Source organism: Chlamydiota bacterium (assembly GCA_016178055.1).
Taxonomy (GTDB): domain Bacteria; phylum Auribacterota; class JACPWU01; order JACPWU01; family JACPWU01; genus JACOUC01.
In genome coordinates this window covers 1-20,965 of sequence record JACOUC010000027.1, presented here as the reverse complement: position 1 = coordinate 20,965, position 20,965 = coordinate 1, and the positions used below count along the sequence as shown (strand labels likewise).

The following is a 20,965-nucleotide window of genomic DNA, read 5'->3' as shown; positions in this document are numbered from 1 at the left end:
TAAATTGAGAACAGATTCAATGGGGAAGAAAACTTCTCTTCTTTAAGACCTTTACATGTAGAGCTGAGTCATTTCAGCCGTCTTTCGAAATCGCTCTATCTGATCTTTCACGGAGTTCATCACAGGAATGGGTTTCAAATCCCCACTATCGGCCAGGAGCTGGTCTATTTGCCCAGAGTTCATACCCAATTTTCGGAACGCTGTTCGAATGGCTTCCCGATCGCCGCAAGCAATGGCAAAAACAATCGCCAAATCATCCCCATAGGCATCTTTGATACCATGTCTTTGCATCACGGTCTTAAACTCACGTTTATGGTCCTGATGTCCCAAAAATCGAACGGTTCGAAAATCTAAATCTTGTTCGGGGTGTTCCTTTTTCCATAAGGCCTTCACTTTTTCAATAAGCGCCTCTCCGGGATTGTTCTCTCCTTTAAGAGAAATGAGATGAACTTCATCCGGGTGGGTTCCCAATTTGATCAAGGCTTCTCTCAATTCTCCCTCCGTTCGATTAAGGTCTGTAACGATGGGCTTTGAAAAACCAGGGAATTGCTGAATAATTTCTTCCAAACGAAGGCCATCTTGATTTTTTTCCAGCAAGGTGAAGTCAATGAGGGGCAAAATAGGCGCTGAATCATCTTGATAAGGGTCAGAAATTGTTTCCTTCAAAAGTTTTGCTTGAATATCTCTCAAACGCTGTCTTAAGACAAGATAAGCAAAAAGGATGGGGTAATCTTCGACCTTTGTGATTTGGAAGAGACTCGCCCCAACTGTCTCCGAAGAGAAAGAAGATAATTGTGGAAGAGGAGTCGCCTTCTGCTCATACTCTTTGCCTTCGTATGAATAACGCTGGGTAATCTGAGCCCTGGTTTGCCAAGAAACTTTTTTTGATCCAATCTGTACCCGGAGATTCGCATTTTGATAATTAAAAAAACGCGCTTCTCTCATCGTTTTCTCAATATCCACGAGAGAGGAGGGTCCCATATTCAAATCACACCCAAATAAATTTAAAGTTCCCCAGGCTTCCATCCGGACGATGATAGAATCTAAGGGTCGTTCCTTCCCTTGAATCAATTCCGGATGACGGGCCGCAATGATTGCATCAACCACGAAATCGTAAAGCTCAGTTTCTTCATTTTTTCTGAGGTCTTTTTCATGGGAAAATGCTCGAATGGCGTCGTTTAAAGTGAGAAAGAAAGCAGAATTCATCTGATCGAGTGTCAGGAAGAGGGCAAAATGCCGCAGATTCCTGCTAGTCCGATAGTCTTGATTAAACCAGTTCACAAATTCTTCAAAGTGAGGTCTGGCTCTTAAATTCACCGCACGATGAACCATGACAGCAGGGATAACCGTTAGCACAAGTCCCAAAGAAAGTGTCGCTGAGGATAAAGGAAACAAAAAGCCTAAAAGAAAAGGAAGAGATGTCAGGACAAGACTTGAGAGTGCGATCCATGCAGGATCTTTTCTTTGACCACTGGGATGTAAAAAAACAAAGGCAATTCTCGAAAGCGCATTGATTCCGATTCCCCAGAAAGGATTCAGTCCCAAAAGGGCCGTTGCAAACGCAGGCAAAATGAAAAGCACTTCTTCTAGTCTTGGAGCAACTTGGGTGTCGTAATAAATCCTCCAATTCATCCATTGTTCAGGAACATGCTTCAAAACCCAACGCTTGAGGCCAATGATTACACCGCCTGTTCGATGCTTTGATAATGCCTTCAAAAAATCTTCTGACTGAGAAATAAGATTTTCTATGTCTTTATCAATATCACCTGTTGGATCTACTTCATGCCATTGCGTATCAGAGGATTGACTAACAATCTGACGAAGGACAGGCTCCTCTCTTATTAAGCGAGCTATAGCTAAATCAGGGATGGTATCAGAAGAACGTGATTTTTCCCATCGATCAAAAATTTTTAAGAGGTTTTTTTCTAAAGGACTTCTTGATTCTGAAAGAATCTCCTTTGAAAGCTTAGAAATTACTTCATCGGAATCGTCCATCAAGATTATCCGTAAAGCCAAGGGAACCTCTGAGGAATACAAAAAAACTTCTTTTTCTTCTTGAACCACTCGTTTCAACAAACTTTTAAGAAAAGCGGGTGAAATATTCAAGTTCTTTATACAACTCAACTTCAATCTAAAATCATCTTCCTGAATCAACTTTATAAGAAATGCTTCTGAATTTACATTCTCTGCAAGCCTTTGTTTCCAACGAAAAGCAGAATTGTCATGGCGAAACGGATCTCCATTCCATTCCCAATCTTCTGGAAAATTTTTAAAAAATGATTCTAAATTTATTCGTCCACTTTCAACAACTGATTTAAAGCTAGCGAAAACATCCTTGGTATCGAAAGGTGCTGTAGGGCTTTGATCAAAATTCTTACACCTCTGAAAACCATAGAATACATACCAAAATGTCTGAGAATCTTTCTGAACCCATTCGGCTGGAGAAGGTTTCCCTGCATCCTCCCATTTTTTTACCAGGGTCGAATGATATTCTGCCAGAGACTTCCCCCCTTCGAACATTCTCAAAGTTAGAGAATCGCGTAAGGAAGGTTCTGCATCTACCCAGTGGATAAAACGTTCTTGAATAAGATTTTTGCTCAATCCATAGGCCACATCTGCAAAAATGAGTTTTGCTCTTTCATCACTCTTCTCATTAAGATTTCCAAACGAAAACCACAAGAACGCAAGCTCATCCAATTTAAGAAAATGGGAAAGTTTAAAAAGAATAGGAAGATCCTGAATATCGCCCGAGGAAAGAGACCATTGTAGAACGTACTTACCCTCCAGCTTCTTAAAACTGAACAAAGAGGTATCATGCGACTCCCCCTCATGAAAAACACGCCGATCCTTTTCAATCTCAGCGAAAGATTTTGCATGGACATATAAAGCCGTCAGAAAGAAATTCCAAGAATGATAGAGATCATCTTCAATGTTGTACCATAAGACACCATATTTTTCGCCTTTAGGAATGGAGTCATTCCCACCTTCATCGACAGGTCTCCAACGGTCTACCGGCTGCCCATTTTCATCAACAGATCCCCCTTGAGAATTCAGAATCCAGGCAAGTGACATGGGGCTATGATTTTCTCTCACAAACCAAACTCCAGAATCCTTCCTTCCCAAAGCTTCTACCCCTCCGAGAATTCCACCTGGATCTCTCCCCATTTCTTTCAAATAATGTCCTACTGTTGCAATCACTTTAAAAAGATCTACCGTCTTGCTTTGAGAATCTGAATGCAACTGGAATGCCTTCTTTAAGAGTTCCTTTTCATTGACAAAATGATCTTGGGCAAGAACCCACTCTAAGAGTAGAGCGGATTGATTATCTTCTAAGGATAACCTTCTATTCTGGATGATCCCAGGATATAAATTGGGTTCAATTAAACATGCAATTTTCGAAACATTAACTTTCTTGGGATGTGGCAGAGTAACAGTGTAGCCTTGTCCTCGATAATCGGAAATCTCATCCTCAAAAAGTTTATAGAAATTAGAAAAGGTTTCCTGCTCAGTAAACCCCATGATTGGGAAAGGCGCAACTGGACCAGAAGGCAGAGAGCCCACGGAAAGTGGAGTCTTTCGATTCAGCATCTGGGCCAATGTTCCATAGAGTTTTTCAAGACGACGGGTTTGCTCGGCAAACAACCTAGCGCGCTCACCCTCCAAAAGATCACCTGTATTCTTAGGCTCTATTTCTTCTACAATGGCCATATCTTTCCTCAGCTGAGAGAAAAAAGTAAGAAAAATCTGCTGGCGAGTCCCTGATTTTAAAGTTGCAAAATATCGAGAGAATTCATGCATATCCTTCTCAGAAATTTCTGAGAGGTATTGATAGAGTAACTGGGGTTGGGTTCTGAGTCCATTGAACAAATGATCCAATTGATTCGTTTTCCATAGATTCTCAATCATTTCCAGCGTGATTAACTGAGACACGGGAAGATGAGAAGGATAATGAGAAAAAATGGCTTTCCAAAAGATACGATCGGTCTTGCTGTTTGAAATGGCTTGTGTAATATTACTTTCTTTAAATTTTGAAAGTTCCTTTTGAAGTAATGACTCTAATTGTGAAACAGTTTTCAGGGTAATTACTTCACCATTCACTAACCATTTTCCATCCCGCTCACTCATGACTTGAATTTCATGAACATGTTTCTGATTCGAAATGTGGGAGACTACGGGCTCAACAATTTTTACGACTACCACCGTAAGCAAGCCCAATGCAAAAACTCCTTTCAAGGCAAAAACCACAGCTCCTTTTAAAACTCTAGCCGTTACTGATAAAAATCCGTTCTGATCCAATTTATTGATTCCAGAATGAATCACACTGGCCGTCAGAAATGAGAGAGGAACAAAAATCATGGATACACCTAATCCAACAGGAATAGAAGTGAGAATAAGACTAAATAGAGCAATGAGACCAGCCACCCCACGCCCACCTTGATGCTTGGACAGAATAAAAAGAGTCCAGGAAAGAAGGTTAATGCCCAAACTCCATGTAGAATCAAACCCTAGCAAAGTGGTTACCAAAAGAGGGAGCCCAAACAAAATTGTCTCTAAAATGGGGGCAATGCGCGTGTCATAATTCTGACTCCAAGACGGCATGCGCTGAAGGATCCAATTCTTGAGGCTACTAATTACGCCACCGCCTCGCCTAGAAAAAGAGATAGAATTTATTTCAAAATTTCCTTCAGGATCAGAGAAGGCAATGATTTTAGCTCGACGATCTTGTATCCCAGAAACAAACCCTCGAGACAAATCCACTGAATAGGTTCCAGGCTTGGGGAAAGAAATTTTAACTTTGCTTGATCCAAAACGAGGTGTTCCTACCAATTGCTGTTCACCTTGCGAACTTTGATTCTTCAGTTCAAGCCAAACATCTCCCGAACCCTTCGAGACAACAAAAGTCATGATCGGTTTTTGATTCAAATCAATCGCCTGGGGCAAGAACCCCCAAATCCAACCTGAACCCCTGATCTTTAAAGGGACGGGGTGGCTCGCATCATATCCAATACCACCTCCTGGAGAAAAATTGATTTTCTGAAGAACGTCTCCAGAAACGAGAATGGACGCCTGAGAAGGAGCTACCCGTGGACCTGTCCCTCTCACAAATCTTCCCCCATCGAACGGAAGAGTTTCAACTCCCTTTGAAATTTTTTCAGGAGATTGGAATGTGACGAATTTAAACTGAAAGGAGGCTTGAGGATCTGAAAAGACAAAAAAGCCTGTTGTCGTGTTGAGTTCTTTACCTGCTGATTTTTGAGCTTCTTTTTGCGCCTTCATTAAGCTTGAAATATTGACAGCAAAAGATACAAATTGACCTTGTGTATCTGGAAGAACAACTGCTATTTTTTGAGGAGTCACAAGCTCATCATTGACGTTTTTAACCTCGAGAGAAATACGACCCCCTGAAGTTTTTACATTCATCAAAATCACTGGATTTTTCTCCACATCAATCTGATGAATTCGATTCCAAACATAGCCATCCCCTTGGGGTAAAGATAGAACCCCGGATTTAATCTTTATTTTTGACACCAATCCATCACCCTGGAAAGCAGATCCTTCCAAGACTTCTACCACAGAACGCGTTGAGGATTTGAAATCAGGTCTATTCATAGGAATGGTTGCTATGGGAAGCGCATACGGAACATTTTCGCCATATATAGGAGCTTGAAAAACTTCTTGAAATTCGCTTTTTACAATTTCTAAAAAATAATCATAAAGAGATTTGTCCCCTATCCTGTCCTGTTTTAAATATTTTCTTATCAAGTACGGAAGTCCTAAATTTCCGCCTTCTCCAGCAATAATCAAGGCAAGAGAAGTGGTGGATTTCACATCCCAAGTGAGAAGAGGCGCAATTTTTCTCCCCTGGGCATCAATGGCTTCTGTCATGCCATAAGGACCTTGCATTCCTGGCCCATTGAGCATCACGTGAAGCCAGACCAAACCTTGGGGAGGCTGAGCCAAAATGACAGGAAATGCACCATAAGGGGTAACAATGGCCGTTGTACTTACTTTTTGCTTTGCAAGAGGCTGAATTCCAATGGCAGAAGCATAAGGAGATTCTTGATTTCCTTCAACAGGAGCATTGACAGAAGCCAATAATCCTGGAATTTTGTTCATCGCTGAATACCATGTTCTGGCCTTTTCTCCATTTTCAAAAATCTCTCTTGCCAAGGGATTGTCCGTATAGGGAAGAACTAAAAACTTCCACATCTCATGGGCCGAGTACCAGTGACCTTGAACAACCGTGAGTGGACCCTTTGGCGTTTGCCAATCAACACGAGTCATTTTCTTATCTTTCCAAATTTGCTGAGCCTGTTTAGATTCTGGCCATTTCTTTCCATCTGGCCATGTACAAAAAAGAGTCATAAAAAAAGCCATCAATTCACCTTCATAAGGATCGTCCAAATAGGAAGGCTCTCCACTGCCTGAACGCTCTGTCGAATACTGGTTGGAAGAAGGCGACAATTTTGGATCTTTGATCACAGTAACGGCACGGATTTTCTGGGCCTGAGCATCGTAAAGAATACGAGGAGCATTCGTGACCATTAAATCAAAGTGTTCCTTATACTCTCGGGCTAAATCTTTTTCGCCTTGTTCTTCAAGAACATGATAAGCGACATACAAGGCCCAGGCTAATTGCCCATTGTCAAGACCCGGCACCCTTTTTTGCCAATCCCATTCAGCCCTCTCAGGAGAAGAAGCTGGCTTCATACCTTCATCATTCACCTTAACCCAGGGCAGAAGTCCTCCAAAACCTGGAAAATCATGATTGAACTTTTGATAACTTTTAATTTTTTTCTTAAAAATGCTGCTGGCTTTTGACTTGGCTTGAGTTAAATTGCCAGTTGAAATCAACATTTGTGCATAGCGATTGCCTGCAATGGCAAGCGTTAGAATTTCGACATGAAGAGATTCTTTAGAAGCCGCTGTCCAATTTCTAGGTCCTCCTATTAATTCCCCCGTACTAAAGTCAATGGCATGCCCATCATAAGTGAGGCCACTCTTCTCGTTATACCCAATTCCTCCCTGATGAAATTTTGCCTCCCATTGCAAAATCTTCTCGATAAATTCTTTTCGCTGTTGAGCATTACTCACAAGATCCTGCTGAGAAAATTTTTGAGAAAAACGATACGGAGGTGCTGTTGCTTGTTGAGCTTTTACCAAATGTTCAGCAAAGCTTGTCAATAACATCAAAGCGGCTAAGACCATCACACTCCCCCGCAATGGTCGAGAAGGTTCTTTTCCATTTCCCAAAAGCACTCGCCAATCTTTACCTGCATGCCCCGAGAACGCTAAAAGCTTTTCAATGTAGCGTTCCAAAAAGGGACGAACTTGATTGTTTTGAAGCAGAGTTCTTAATTCAGGAGCTGAAAGTTCGGTAAGGTTTAAAATAGTTTGAAGGGTGAGTTTATCTCCTGAAACGGTTACCGATTCAGGATGATCTCTTTCCAATACTTCAATCACAGAGGCAAGGTCTTGCGCCTTCCCTTCCCAAGCATCAAAGAAACCCTTAGGCAAAATTCTCGCTTCTCCAATCATCATTCTGCCCATCGCCTGAGCTTGAGTCACAAAATGATGAAGCGCAATTTTTTTCAAGGTGGGAAAAGAGGCATTCTTGAGCCCGTCATCCATTCCACCCAGAACCTCAAAAATTTCCTTCATTTTTCGATAATAGAGACTTCTATCATCTGAATGAGTCATTCGGGGAGCAATCACACAATAGCCAATATGGGCCTTTTTAAGGGCTTCTTTGACTCCAAGTGTATGGAAACCACCCATCACAAAAGCAGCACAAGAAAGCTTTTTCTCTTGAAGAACATGAAGCGCATTCTTCATAAAAATCTCATCGCGGGCGAGAACCTGTGAATAGAATTTTTCGGCCTTTTCAAAAATCTCGCCGAAGTCGGGAGATTCATAGTCTACTACTTCCTTCTCTGCTATATCAGCTAGTCTCTGGAGAAAGTCCTCTATAAAGCTGGTCCAGCTTGCTTGGCTCGAGGCTCGAGGCTGAAGGCTCGAGGATAATACTTTGCTCGAGGCTCGAAGCTCGAGGCTGGAGGTAAACGCTTCTTCAGTTTTTGTTTTTGCTTTTGCTTCCGTCTTCGAGCTTCGAGCCTCGAGCTTTTTTATATCTTCCCTCTTCCCTTCCAAACTCGCAATTCTCTTCAGAATTTCATAATCACCTTCCAAGGCAACCAAACTCTTTTCCTGTTCTGTGTTTGTCAAGACCGCGGTTAATTCTTTTTCAACTTGATGGATCTCTTCCTCCAAATCTTTCCACGAAAGCTTTTTTAAAATTTTCATCTGTTTGAAGAGCAATTTTAAATTTGGGATATCGGCTCCTTTGACAAGACGAGCGTATCGGCTCAAAAAGATGTAATGATCCTGATCACTTTCACGGCCCAATCTGTGTTCCAGGACATGACGAAGAATCAAAGCAGATTCTTCTTGGGGAAGTTTCTTCTCTAAGGTTTCAAGAAACTTTAAATATTCCTGTTCAGCCTTTGATAGATCTGTTTTTCCTTCAAGGGACTGGAGTTTGGTGTAACGAGATAGTTGAGGATATTTTTTGCTCGAAGCTCGAGGCTCAAGGCTCGAGGTAAATACTTCTTCTGTTTTTGCTCTTGCCTCGAGCTTCGAGCTTCCAGCCTTGAGCTGCTTTATATACTCCCCCATCCCTATCTTAAACTCCCGATACTTCTCCCTCTTTTCCATCAGTTCGCGTATATCTTTTGAATAAATCTTCTCCCTTAATTTTCTAAAAATCATTTCCAAATTCTGCCAAACATGTTCTTGAAGTTCTTTTTCTTCGAGAAAATCTCCCATGTACTCCACATTTTTGACATAGGTCTTTAAATCTTCAACACCCACTCCCTTAGCCTTCTCAGGTCCCTCTGTCACCAGAAAGGATTCCACACCATCCATGTCACTCTTCTGAAGGAATTTTTCTGTGGCTCGCGAAAGGGCATCTTTATCCGGGAAACCCGTAAAAAAAGACAGGTCCATTTCACCACTGGCCGCCTCACAGAATATATGGAATGGTTTGAAATCTTGAGATGTTGTCAGAGTTTCCAGACCACTTTGGCTCGAGGCTCGAGGCTGAAGGCTCGAGGAGGAAAGAGGAAAAGATTGATCTATCGCTGTTTGAGTTTTTGCCTCGAGCCTCGAGCCTCGAGCCTCGAGCCATTTTTTAAGAGTTTTTAAAATCCCTCGTATATTTCTTTGAGCCTCAGGATTACAATGAATATCTTCAACAATAAAAAAATTAGGCTGATTGGGAAGAAGATTATTTTCGATCACTTCACCCAAATCGTTTGGAATTCTAAATTGATCTATGAAATTACCTAAGTAGTTCTCTGATAAATTAATAGAACTCTTAACCTCTGAATGAGGGGAATTTTGAGGTGTTATGATGCCAGAGTTTTGAGATAAAGCAGGTGAAAGATCATAAAACAAGATAGAGAGAGAAAGGACAAAAGAAGTCCATTTTTGAATAAACTTCATACTAAAAACTCCATCCATAGGTAAAATTTACACAAGATATCACAGGATAAGACACTTTATTTGTTCAAAAAGTAAAAAAAGTGATATCAAATTTAAATTTTCCTATCCTACGTCTATGGAACAAGTTATAAGCTTATAACAGGCCGAAAAAGCAGACAAGGCGAAATTGACAAAGAGTTAGAAATGTAATGAGAAATTCGGGCTAATCCAAACAAAAATACCACCAAGGTACTGCGAATAGATTATCCTCAAATTTTTCAGGGTAATGGGATCGAGTGACTAAAAAACCTGCTTTGAAATGATTCTGACTAGCGTCTTTGAGCGATCGCAAACCCACGAGATCTGATGCTCTGATTTTATTTCCATACTTAATTGCCCTTCCATTCAGAAGCAATATGGTTGAGAAGTGTGGTCTTTCCCACTTGCCTTGCCCCCAAAATGGCAATGATCTTAGCCATTTCTTTTGAGGCAAGTCTATTCAATGTAATATTTAATAACCTTTGATAATTTTGCATTGTAATTTAATATAAGTATTGAGAAATAAGTAAATTTTGTCAAGAAAGCGTTTTTTTAGCAGCATTAAGCCGTTTTAAAGCTAGTTTATTCATTGACTATATAAAATACTGGAGTTATGATTCTATTAAACTATGAATTTAACAGAACTAACATATGGAAGAAATTAATCTATCAAAATATAATCGACACTGGGAAAAGGACTTTCGCTATCCCTATTCAAAAGAGCGTAAACTCTTGCCATCTTTGATTCAGGCCTTGATTCAAAAGGAAATCATCGAATTGATTGGCTTGAGAAGAACAGGGAAAACAATTCTGGCTCTGCAGCTCATCAACTACCTCCTTGAAAAAAAGATACCTCCCCTTTCTATTTGGTATTTTACATTTGATGAGGATCAGCCATCATTAGATGATTTAATACAGTCGTTTTCAAAGCAAATAGGAATCAATTATAAAAAGGAAAAAATTTATCTTTTTTTGGACGAGATTCAGAAACTAACTCATTTCCAAAACCAGCTAAAAATCTACTATGACCTTTATCCAAATTTGAAATTTTTTATCACAGGCTCGACCTCTCTTTTCATTAAGAAAAAAACTCAAGAGAGTTTAGCGGGGAGAATTCTCACCTATCATCTGAGTCCGCTTGATTTTGAAGAGTACCTCCATTTTAAAGAAAGGGCCGATCTCTTAAAAAAGCCTTCCGCCTTTTTCACAGAAATAGAAATAGAATTCGAACTTTTCTTAAAAAGTCAGTTCATCGATGCTGTTTCTCTGAAAATTCCAGCGGATCGAAAGAACTATTTTGTTGGGGTGATTCGAAAAATTATTTATGAAGATATTCCCATGCTCTTTCCCGTTGAAAATCCTGAAATTCTCTGGAGACTTGTAAGAATCATCGCCCAAAATCCAGGTCTTCTCGTTCATTATCAAAAAATGTCACAAGAATTAGGAATTTCCGATAAAACCATCAGCTCTTATCTCCACTACCTGGAAGAATCCTTTCTTATTCGAAAAATATTTAATTTTTCTCGCAATCAAATCACATCTGAGAAAAGGCTCAAAAAATTCTATCTGGCTTCTCCGTCATTTGCTTGGGCCCTCACTGATTTTTCAGAAACAGGTAGACTCGTGGAAAATCTTGTCATATCCCTTAAGGATTATCATTTTTTCTGGAGAGATCCTTATCAGCATGAAGTAGACTTCATTGAACTTCTAGGGGACCAGAGCATTATGCCTATCGAAGTCAAGTACCAAAAAGAAATCCGTACCGATGATTTAAAAAATCTGGTTCTCTTTTCCAAAAAATTTAAACTCCCTCAAGCTTATATCTTAGGAAGAACATTGGAAGAGAAAATCCTATTAGATGATCAAGGGATTCAAATCATCGAAAAACCGATCTATTTTATTTAATCTGTGTAATCTATTTAAGAACTTAGATGCAATTCCTTTAATTGTCTTTTAGAAACCTCTGAGGGAGATTCGGTCATGAGACAGCTTGAGCTTTGGGTTTTGGGAAAGGCAATGGTGTCTCGAATCGATTTTAGGCCTAAGAGGAGCATCGTCAGTCGATCGAGGCCCAGGGCAATACCTCCATGGGGAGGAGCTCCATGTTTAAAGGCTTCTAGAAGAAATCCAAATTTTAAAACAGCATCCTCATCAGTAATCCCTAAAAGATTAAACATTTTTTTCTGAAGTTCCTGAGAATGGATTCGGATACTCCCACCCCCCGCCTCAGTCCCATTGATCACCAAATCATAGGCACGGGCCCTGGCCTTCTGGGGCTCTTGATCTAAGAATGAAATATCTTCCTTTTTGGGACTGGTGAAAGGATGATGAACTGCACCCCATTTTTTTTCTTCTTCGCTATATTCCAGAAGAGGAAAATCAACGATCCAAAGAAGCGCAAAATCCATTTTTGGAGCCAGTTTCAAAACATCGATCATCTTCAGCCTTAATTGTCCCAAAACAAGATGAACTTTATATTCTTCATCCGCAACAAAGAGAATCAAGTCCCCCTTTTCAGCCTTCATCTGATTTGAAAGATTGTCAAGCAAAGTCTTGTCAAAGAATTTTGTGATGGGTGATTTTAATTCTCCTGAAGGTTCCACTTTCATCCAAGCCAAACCTTTGGCTCCCCAACTTTTAGCAAACTCGGTCAGTTCATCCATTTGTTTAATGGATAAAGTAGCTCCTCCCTTCGCATTGATGGCCTTGACCCGGCCCCCTTTTTCAACTGTTTCACGGAATACCTTAAATTCAACACGGCGGGACCATCTTGAGAGATCCACAAATTCTAAATCATATCTTAAATCAGGCTTATCAGATCCAAAGCGTTCGATGGCTTCTCGATATGTTAAACGGGGGAGTGGGATAGAAAGTTTTTTTTCTAAAACCTCTTTAAAAACTTGTGTGAGTAACCCTTCAATTAACTGGAAAATATCTTCTTCACCGATAAAAGACATTTCAATATCGATTTGGGTATGTTCGGGTTGACGGTCGGCCCTTAAATCTTCATCTCGAAAGCATTTTACCAATTGATAATAGCGATCAAACCCTGAAACCATCAAAAGCTGTTTAAAAAGCTGAGGAGATTGCGGAAGGGCAAAGAATTTTCCAGGGAAAATACGGCTGGGAACCAGATAGTCTCGAGCCCCTTCAGGAGTGCTCTTGGTCAGCATCGGTGTTTCAACCTCAACAAAAGACTGCCGATCTAAATAATCTCTGGCAATTTTTGAAATGCGATAACGCATGAAGAGGTTCTTTTGCATGAAAGGTCTTCTCAAATCTAAATACCGATATTTGAGGCGAAGGTCTTCACCCACTTCGGCTCCGTCTTCAATGGCAAAAGGGGGCGTTTGAGACCCATTTAAAATTTCTACTTCTTGAGCAATGATTTCTATTTCTCCCGTGGGAAGTTTTGAATTGACCGTTCCGCTAGGACGATGAGCGACTTCACCTACAACTCTAATTACAAATTCTGAACGCAAATCCTTTGCAACTTCATGGGCCTTTGGATGTATTTCAGGATTAAACACAACTTGCGTGATCCCATAACGGTCTCTGAGATCAATAAATACAAGGTTTCCATGATCCCGACGGGTCCCAACCCAGCCACACAATTGAATGGTCTTTCCTACATCATCCTTTTTTAACTCACCACAAGTATGTGATCGCATTGACATGATTTCATCTCTCCTCTAACCTCTAACCTCTAGCTTCTGGCTCTTATTTTTTTCATATTTCAATCGAATGAATTGTACAATTTCATTTGCATTTACTTCACTTTCTAAACCTTGGTCCATATCTTTTAATTTCACCATCCCCTTCTTGAGTTCATCCTCTCCACAAATGAGAACGTAACGCGTGCTTAACTTATTCGCTCGACGAAATTGAGATTTAAAACTTTTGGCATCATAATCCATTTCACAAGGAATTTCCAATGCTTGTAATTTTTGACGGAGAAGAAAATTCGCCCGAAAGGCCTCTTCACCTAATGAAGCCAGATACAAAAACGGGAAATGTGAAACAACTTTTTTATCAATCAGACCTGAAGCGGCTAGCAAGAGACGTTCCATCCCCATTCCAAAACCTGCAGCACCCATCGCTGGCCCTCCCATCGATTCGACCAAGTGATCGTATCGACCTCCGGCCGCAATGGCGTCCTGAGCCCCCAGATGAGGATGAGTCACTTCAAAAATGGTCCGAGTATAATAATCTAAACCCCGAATCAATTTTGGAGATAGTTCAAAGGAGAGATGAGTATCCTTTAAAAGACTGGTCACCTGAGCGAAATGATTTTTGCATTCTTGGCAAATCACCTCTGGTAAAAGAGGAATACGATCTAAGACACCCTGACAATTTGGATTCTTGCAGTCAAGGACGCGTAAAATATTTTTCTCAAAGCGTCTCTGGCAATCAGGACAAAGACTTGAAAATTGACCTCGAAGCGATTCTTTTAAAATTTCTCCATATCGGGTCTTACAAGGTCGGCATCCCACACTATTGATTTTAAAATGAGCATCTTCTAGACCCAATACCCGTAAGTAATTTCTCAAAAGATCTAAAACCTCCACCTCCAAAGCCGGATGATAAGAGCCCAAGGCTTCAACTCCCACTTGATGAAATTGACGTAATCTTCCCTTTTGGGGGCGTTCATGACGAAACATCGGCCCGATATAAAACAGTTTCGAGAGCCGATCTCGATCCGTGGGATGTTCTAGAAAAGCCCTAACGACAGGGGCCGTGGCCTCTGGCCTTAAAGCAAGACCCATTCCTTCTTTTTCTGGAATGATGTACATCTGCTTTTCAACAATGTCTGTCACTTCGCCCACTGATCTAACAAAAAGTTCGGTGTGCTCAAAAATAGGCGTTCTGATTTCTTCAAACCCAAAAACGCTAAAAATTTTTCGAGCGTTCTCTTCTAGAAATCGCCATTTTTCAACTTCAGAGGGTAAGATATCATTGGTTCCACGAACGGATTGTATGTTCATAAGTTTTTCAATATCAAAAATCAAAATGCAAAAATCAAAATGACAAATAAAAATCAAAAATTTTTAAAACATCCTATAAATTTTCTTATTTAAATGCTTTGTTTTCCTGAACTTAATTTTTATTCATCTTGTCAACAATTTTAAAATGTATCTTTGCTATTTTGGACAAGCCTTCAAGCCCTTCCTTTTGGAAGAGCGTCGTCGCAACTTCAATAACTTTGAATCCTGCTCCGCGAGGAAGTTCCATTCCTATCTTTTTTCCTAACTCTTCCATGCGTTTCAAAAATTCATGTCGAGCCAAAATGGAGGCGGCCGCCACCGCTACATCTTCTTCCCCATGATGCATTTGTTTCAAGGAAACTTTTTTTCCTTTTTCCATAAGGGCATTTAAAACCAAATGTTCACTTCCAAATTGGTCTAAGATAACATGACTGCAATCTACTTTGGAAAGAAGATTTTCAATCGATCTAGCATGTCCCCAAGCCAATAGACGATTCAGATTTTTGATTTTCTCATAAAGAGTATTATATCGATCAGGATTAATGACTACCAAAGCGTGGGGACAAAGATCTCGAACAAGTTTGCTCAATCGATTGATCGCCTGAGAAGTAAGTTTTTTACTATCCTTGACCCCTTCATCAATTAATTTTCCTATTTTTTCTTTTTTAACATAAGCAGCTGCAATCACAAGCGGGCCAAAAAAATCTCCTTTTCCACTTTCATCCACTCCAATGTGAGAAACCCCTTCTTTCATCGCTAGCTCGCCTTCATAACCAAATTTAATCTCTTTCAAAATCTGTGGCTCTAGAAAAAATTGCACAAAATCCTGAGTTCCTTTCCCCTGAATCACTAATTTTCCCTTTGAATAAAGAACCACATGAACATCCTGGGTGAAGGCTCCCCACTCGGCATAAGGGACCTCCCTGAATTGAAAACCCTTTTCTTCCAAAAGGGCTTTCAGAAGAGAAGATTGGCGAACTCCAACCTGACAAACATAATAATTTCGAGTATTCGAAGGCATTTCATTCAGTTCTCTTTTAACTTTTCATTTTTCACTTTTCACTTTTAACTTCTTCTTTTAAAGTTACCGGAACATACCGAAATCTTAAATCAATCGATTGAGGTTCCTCTTTTTTCTTTTTAACATCCTCCAAAATGGCAAGCAGCTTTAAAAGCCGGCTCTCGAAGTCTGTATCTCCCAAATGAACGATCATTCCTGACCGACTTCTCAACATCACATCCGAGTCATCCTGGATTTCAATGTTTTCAAGATCAAACACCTTTCGAAGAAGGGAATCAGAAAAGATATCCATCACCTCCAGAGCATGGATCAACCCCTGATTTGAAATTTGGTTTCCCCTTCGAAATAAATCAGCCTTCGCAACCATCCGAACGATGGGATAAAGCTGAGTCGCATCCATTCCATTTGAAAGAATCATGCCCTCTTTATCGACTAAATAAACCTTTTCTTTGATCCCCTCTTCTTTATTCTTGGGAATGACCTGAATAACCGGTTTACGCTCAATGATTTTTATAAGCACTGTATCCGGCAATTGACGCCACACATCTACATCTTCAAAAAGAGGTTCTTGGGTAAGAATTCTTCTTGCTTCTCGAATGTCCGTTTTAAAAATATTTTGACCTTTCAAAAGCTTCGTTCGCGAAATCACTTCATTTTCAGAAAAAAAGTTCAAACCCTGAACTTGAATCTGTTGAATTGAAAAATAAGAATCTATGGAAAGCACATCCCAAATTTTATGGCCAAGCCAGACTAAAAGAGCTAGATCAGCAACCAATAGGAAAAGAATTAAAGTAGATTTTCCTAAGAATTTTGGGAATGAAAAGGGACGGGATTTCTTTGATGGAGAAAAACCCCGAACAGAGAGCGGAGACCTTGAAACATAACGCCTTCGACGAATCATGTGCGATCTTTCTTTGGAAAAGAACCATTAGAACACAAGGCCCTTTCTAGAATTTTTTCGCATAAATTTTCGAAGGATATCCCTTTTGCTAACGCAGACTTAGGAAGCAAGCTCCTCTCTGTAAAACCTGGGATGGTATTGACTTCAAGGATCCAAGCAGTTTCAGACTCGTCCAAAAGAATATCCACTCGAGAAAGGTCTCTACAACCTAGAGCCTGATGAGCTTTCCAAGCGATATCCTGAATATTTTTAAATATTTTTTGAGGAAGTTGGGCTGGAACTTCGTAGGTCGTGTGCCCGGGAGTGTATTTTGCTTCATAGTCATAAAAGGGGCGATCCGTTTTAATTTCTAAGACCGGTAAAGCCTGATCCTCTAGAATTCCAACCGTCAATTCTCTTCCTCTAATAAATTTCTCAACCAAAATTTTTTGAGTCAAGGAACGAACCCGTTCAAAAGCCAAAGAAAAGTGAGCCATTGTTTTTACAATCTCAAGACCAATACTTGATCCCTCTGCGCTCGGCTTCAACACCAATGGAAATCCGATTCCGTTTAATTGTCTTTTTAACACTTCAACATTTTTAAAATCAGCACAAATCCAAGGAGGAGTCAGAAGATCTGCCTCTTCAAATTTTTCCTTTGCTAACTCCTTATGCATAGCCCAAAAACTGGCCTGAGGGCCTGAACCCGTATAAGGAATACCTGCTTCTTCAAGGATTTTTTGAACTGTTCCATCTTCTCCAAACTGACCATGAAGCGCTATAAAAACTGCATTCACTTTTAAGGCTCGCAGTTGTTCAACAAGGGGGTCCATTTCAGTGACTTCAAAAACCTGATAACCTTTAGATTGAAGAGCCTGACTCACAGCCTTTCCTGAACGCAATGAAATTTCACGTTCCCGAGAAGGACCTCCCATTAAAACAGCAATGCGGATTGCGGATTGCGGATTGCGGATTGGATTCATTCTTCTCCGATGACCTCAACTTCGTTTTCAAGTTTTATTTTTTTTGTTTCATAGACTTTATTTCTAACATCTTCAATCAAAGCTAAAACATCTGAAGCTCGAGCGTTACCCGTATTGACAATAAAATTGGCGTGTTGAGATGAAATCTGAGCTGATCCATGAGAAAAATTTTTAAGACCCAATTGATCAATGATTTGCCCCGCATAATCTCCCTCTGGATTTCTAAAAATGCAGCCTGCATTTGGGAGTTTGGGATAAGTAAGCGCCCGCTTATTTTTTAAACCAACAATTTTTTCACACATTTGACGACTTTCAGAGGGAATTAAATCAAATGTAGCCTGAAGCGTAATTTTTCCACGCAGTCCCATACTGGTCCGGTACCCCAATTGAAGTTGATCACGAGACAAAAAAACCAAAGAGCCATCTGGATTCAGGGCCCATACTTCTTTAATCCGATCCCCTATTTCAGAACCAAAGGCACCCGCATTGAAATGGAGCGCTCCTCCAATGGATCCTGGAATTCCCTTTAAATTTTCTAAACCTGAGAGTCCTAGATCTAATGAATGCTGAATCACTTCTGCAAGACTTAAACCTGTTCCAACAGTTAAACGATTTTTGACTACCTCGACCTTGCGAAAAGAAGGAGAACTTAAGCGCACGACAACCCCACGAATTCCTCCGTCTCGAACAATAATATTAGAACCATTTCCAATCACAAATAAAGGGAACCCTTTCATACGAGTCCACTGTTGAACTTTAATGAGTTCTTCCAAATCGAGAGGCTCCACCCAAAGATCAGCCGGTCCCCCCAACCGAAAGGTTGTGTGTTTGGATAAAGGTTCATGCTCGAAAATCCTACCTTTAATCTTTAAATTCTCTTTTCGCTTTAAATTTTCCAAAATCTGTACACCTAAAGAAGTCATATTGCCTGCCCCCAAAGTTATAATCGCTTGATAATCGAGTGCTTGTTTCTCTACAACTTCTCGAATCTCATCAAGCAAAGGAAAATACTCAACATGGGTATGTCCCAGCTTCAAAAGCTCTTCATAGATCAACTGACCGGTCACTCCTTCGACGGGAGCTTCTCCTCCAGAATAAACGTCTGTAATGATTAAATGATCAAAACCCAAAAGTGCTTTTGCAAATTCTTCCTTAAAGAAAAGAGTCCGACTATATCGATGGGGTTGGAAAATTCCTAAAATTTTTCCGGAAAAACAAAGACGTGCACTTTCGAGTGTTGCAAGAATTTCCGTCGGATGATGCGCATAATCATCAATGAAAGTAACATTGCGAAATTGACCTTGAACTTGAAACCGCCGATCAGCTCCATGAAAATGGGCAAGGGCTTCACGCAAAGAATCAACTTTAACTCCCAGAATAAGGCCCACTGCAATCGTTGCCAAGGCATTTGAAATCTGATGCCTTCCTGAAATAGGCAAGGCAAATTCACCTAAATCCTCTCCTCGGAAAGAAACTCTAAAACGAGATTGCCAAGGAAGCGTTATGATATTTCTCCCTTGTACATCCACAAATTCTTCAAAACCAAAAGCCATCATAAAATCACGAGGGAAAATTCCCCTCAAAACTTGACAACCATGCTGATCACCATTGATCACCACTTTTGTTTTGACTTGCGAAGCAAATTGGTGAAAAACCTTTAAAATATGATCCAAACTCTTAAAATAATCCATATGTTCAAGCTCTAAATTGGTGATCACCGCAATCTCAGGATGATAAGAAAGGAGTGAGCCATCGCTTTCATCTGCTTCAAAAATAGACCATGTCCCTTGACCCGATCTCGCATTTTCAGAAAGAAAATCAAAATTTCCTCCAACGGCTATTGTTGGATCAAGACCTGCCGTGATCGCTATTTTGGCAATCATCCCTGTTGTGGAAGTTTTTCCATGCATCCCTGAAACAGCAATCGATCTTTTCTTTTCCATAAGTTCGGCTAACATCTGGGAGCGATGAATACAAGGGATTCCAAGAGCTCTTGCTTCGACGAGCTCAACATGATTTTGGGGAATGGCACTTGAGAAAACAATTAAATCCTTCCCTCTGACATGAGAAGCCTCATGCCCTCGAAAAAACGTAATGCCTCTTTGATGAAGAGAAGTGAAGTTTTTAATATCAGAACCAAACACCTGATGCCCTTTTTCCACCAAAAGATGGGAAAGAGCACTCATGCCGGAACCTGCAATGCCGATCAGATGAATTTGCATAGAGCTTTCTTTATTCACTTCACCACCTCTTCTAGAACACTGACGACTCTTGAATCAGCATCTAAAACACACATTTTTTTGGCATTCATCGACAAAGATTTTCTTAAGGGTTCATTCAGTAAAGCTTGAGAAATTTCTTGAGCCAAAATATCTGGTGAACACTCCTTTTCCTCTATCATATGCGCCGCCCCCTTGCAAGCCCAATAAGAGGCATTGGCCACCTGGTGATTTTCAGCCGCATGAGGATACGGGATCAAAATAGAACTCAACCCACAAGATGCAAGCTCTCCAAGGGTAGAGGCCCCCGCACGACCAATAAAGAGGTCGGCACATGCAAAAGCCTTTTCAGGCCTCTCTAAAAATGGAATCATTTGGTATGAAATATCATTCGGCGGATGACTTGCCAACATTCTTTGATAATCATTTTTTCCCGTCACATGAATGATTTGAATCTTTTTAGATAATTCTCCTAGCAAGGGCAAGCATTTTAGGAAATATTCATTCACTGAACGGGCCCCTAAACTCCCTCCCATCACAAAAAGAGTCCATTTTAAAGGATCTAATTTTAAATCTTGAAATGATTCTTGACGATTCACTTTAAAAAATTCTTTCCTCAGAGGAATTCCGGTTATTCGAATATTCCTATCCCCTTTTTGCGCTTGAACAAAAGAAGGAAAAGAATCACCCCCAGCTGAAAAACCTGTACAAATAACCTTTGCCCATCGACTTAAAAAACGATTTGCCCTTCCAGGATGAACATTCGCTTCATGAATCACAACAGGAATTTTCATCCAATGAGCCATTAAAACGGGAGCACAAGAAATAAACCCGCCAAAAGAAAGAACCACATCCGGGCGAAGTCTCTTAAAAATAGACTTCACCTCTATGAGAGCCAAAAGAAAAGAAGTCACAGCCTTAAACATTTTCCAATTTAATTTACTGGGAACTCCTTCCCCTAAAATTCCTTCAAAATGTATTTCTTCTTTCTGAAGAAGAGATTGATCTAAGCCGTTTCGAGTGCCGATAAAATAACATTCGTTCGCAGTATTTTTGCTCTTAAGTTCACGAGCTACTGCAAGTGCTGGAAAAACATGCCCTCCCGTTTTACCTGTACATATGGCAACTCTCATAGTTAATTTAAAATCCAAAAATCAAAATTCAAAATGACAACCTAAAATCCAAAATTTTAAATGCCATTGCAAGGGAGACATTTTAAATTTTACATTGTCCGACAAGATTTTTGATGTTTGATTTTTGGATCTCCATGGTTTTTACTATCACCTGTTATTTTTTTCCTCTAAATAAACGCCCCGACCTTGGCTTTCTACGCTCCCTTCGAGGCTCCTCCCAAG

10 protein-coding genes are annotated in these 20,965 nt (G+C 40.3%); 1 reads left to right on the top strand and 9 read right to left on the bottom strand.

Going from position 1 to position 20,965, the window contains the following annotated elements:
* Positions 1-51 precede the first annotated feature (51 nt).
* Together HYS07_03505 and HYS07_03500 are read right to left on the bottom strand one after the other, a co-directional pair.
* A complete protein-coding gene (locus tag HYS07_03505; protein ID MBI1870241.1) occupies positions 52-9,504 on the bottom strand; it encodes a hypothetical protein in 9,453 nt (3,150 codons plus the stop codon).
* Positions 9,505-9,872: 368 nt separating this feature from the next.
* On the bottom strand, positions 9,873-9,962 hold the full coding sequence (locus HYS07_03500) for an AAA family ATPase (protein ID MBI1870240.1): 90 nt from the start codon (positions 9,960-9,962) through the stop codon (positions 9,873-9,875).
* Positions 9,963-10,173: 211 nt separating this feature from the next.
* Between HYS07_03500 and HYS07_03495 the strand changes: the two genes are divergently transcribed.
* A complete protein-coding gene (locus HYS07_03495) occupies positions 10,174-11,427 on the top strand; it encodes an ATP-binding protein (GenBank protein ID MBI1870239.1) in 1,254 nt (417 codons plus the stop codon).
* 14 nt (positions 11,428-11,441) lie between these two features.
* Here HYS07_03495 and aspS read toward each other — a convergent pair whose 3' ends face one another.
* The 7 genes from aspS to murG all read right to left on the bottom strand — a co-directional run bounded on the left by aspS (position 11,442) and on the right by murG (position 20,743).
* Complete coding sequence (gene aspS / locus HYS07_03490) at positions 11,442-13,199, bottom strand: aspartate--tRNA ligase (GenBank protein MBI1870238.1); 1,758 nt, start codon at positions 13,197-13,199, stop codon at positions 11,442-11,444.
* A 15-nt stretch (positions 13,200-13,214) separates the two neighbouring features.
* Entirely contained in the window at positions 13,215-14,507 is a 1,293-nt protein-coding gene (locus HYS07_03485; GenBank protein MBI1870237.1) for a histidine--tRNA ligase, read from the bottom strand.
* Positions 14,508-14,619: 112 nt separating this feature from the next.
* On the bottom strand, positions 14,620-15,528 hold the full coding sequence (locus HYS07_03480; protein MBI1870236.1) for a ribonuclease HIII: 909 nt from the start codon (positions 15,526-15,528) through the stop codon (positions 14,620-14,622).
* Positions 15,529-15,559: 31 nt separating this feature from the next.
* Entirely contained in the window at positions 15,560-16,429 is an 870-nt protein-coding gene (locus HYS07_03475; protein MBI1870235.1) for an FtsQ-type POTRA domain-containing protein, read from the bottom strand.
* Positions 16,426-17,391, bottom strand: a complete 966-nt coding sequence (locus HYS07_03470) for a D-alanine--D-alanine ligase (protein MBI1870234.1) — start codon at positions 17,389-17,391, stop codon at positions 16,426-16,428. The genes HYS07_03475 and HYS07_03470 overlap by 4 nt, the downstream gene beginning before the upstream one ends.
* On the bottom strand, positions 17,388-19,631 hold the full coding sequence (gene murC / locus HYS07_03465) for a UDP-N-acetylmuramate--L-alanine ligase (GenBank protein MBI1870233.1): 2,244 nt from the start codon (positions 19,629-19,631) through the stop codon (positions 17,388-17,390). The genes HYS07_03470 and murC overlap by 4 nt, the downstream gene beginning before the upstream one ends.
* Complete coding sequence (murG, locus tag HYS07_03460) at positions 19,628-20,743, bottom strand: undecaprenyldiphospho-muramoylpentapeptide beta-N-acetylglucosaminyltransferase (GenBank protein MBI1870232.1); 1,116 nt, start codon at positions 20,741-20,743, stop codon at positions 19,628-19,630. Before murG ends, murC begins: the two co-directional genes overlap by 4 nt.
* Positions 20,744-20,965: the final 222 nt, after the last annotated feature.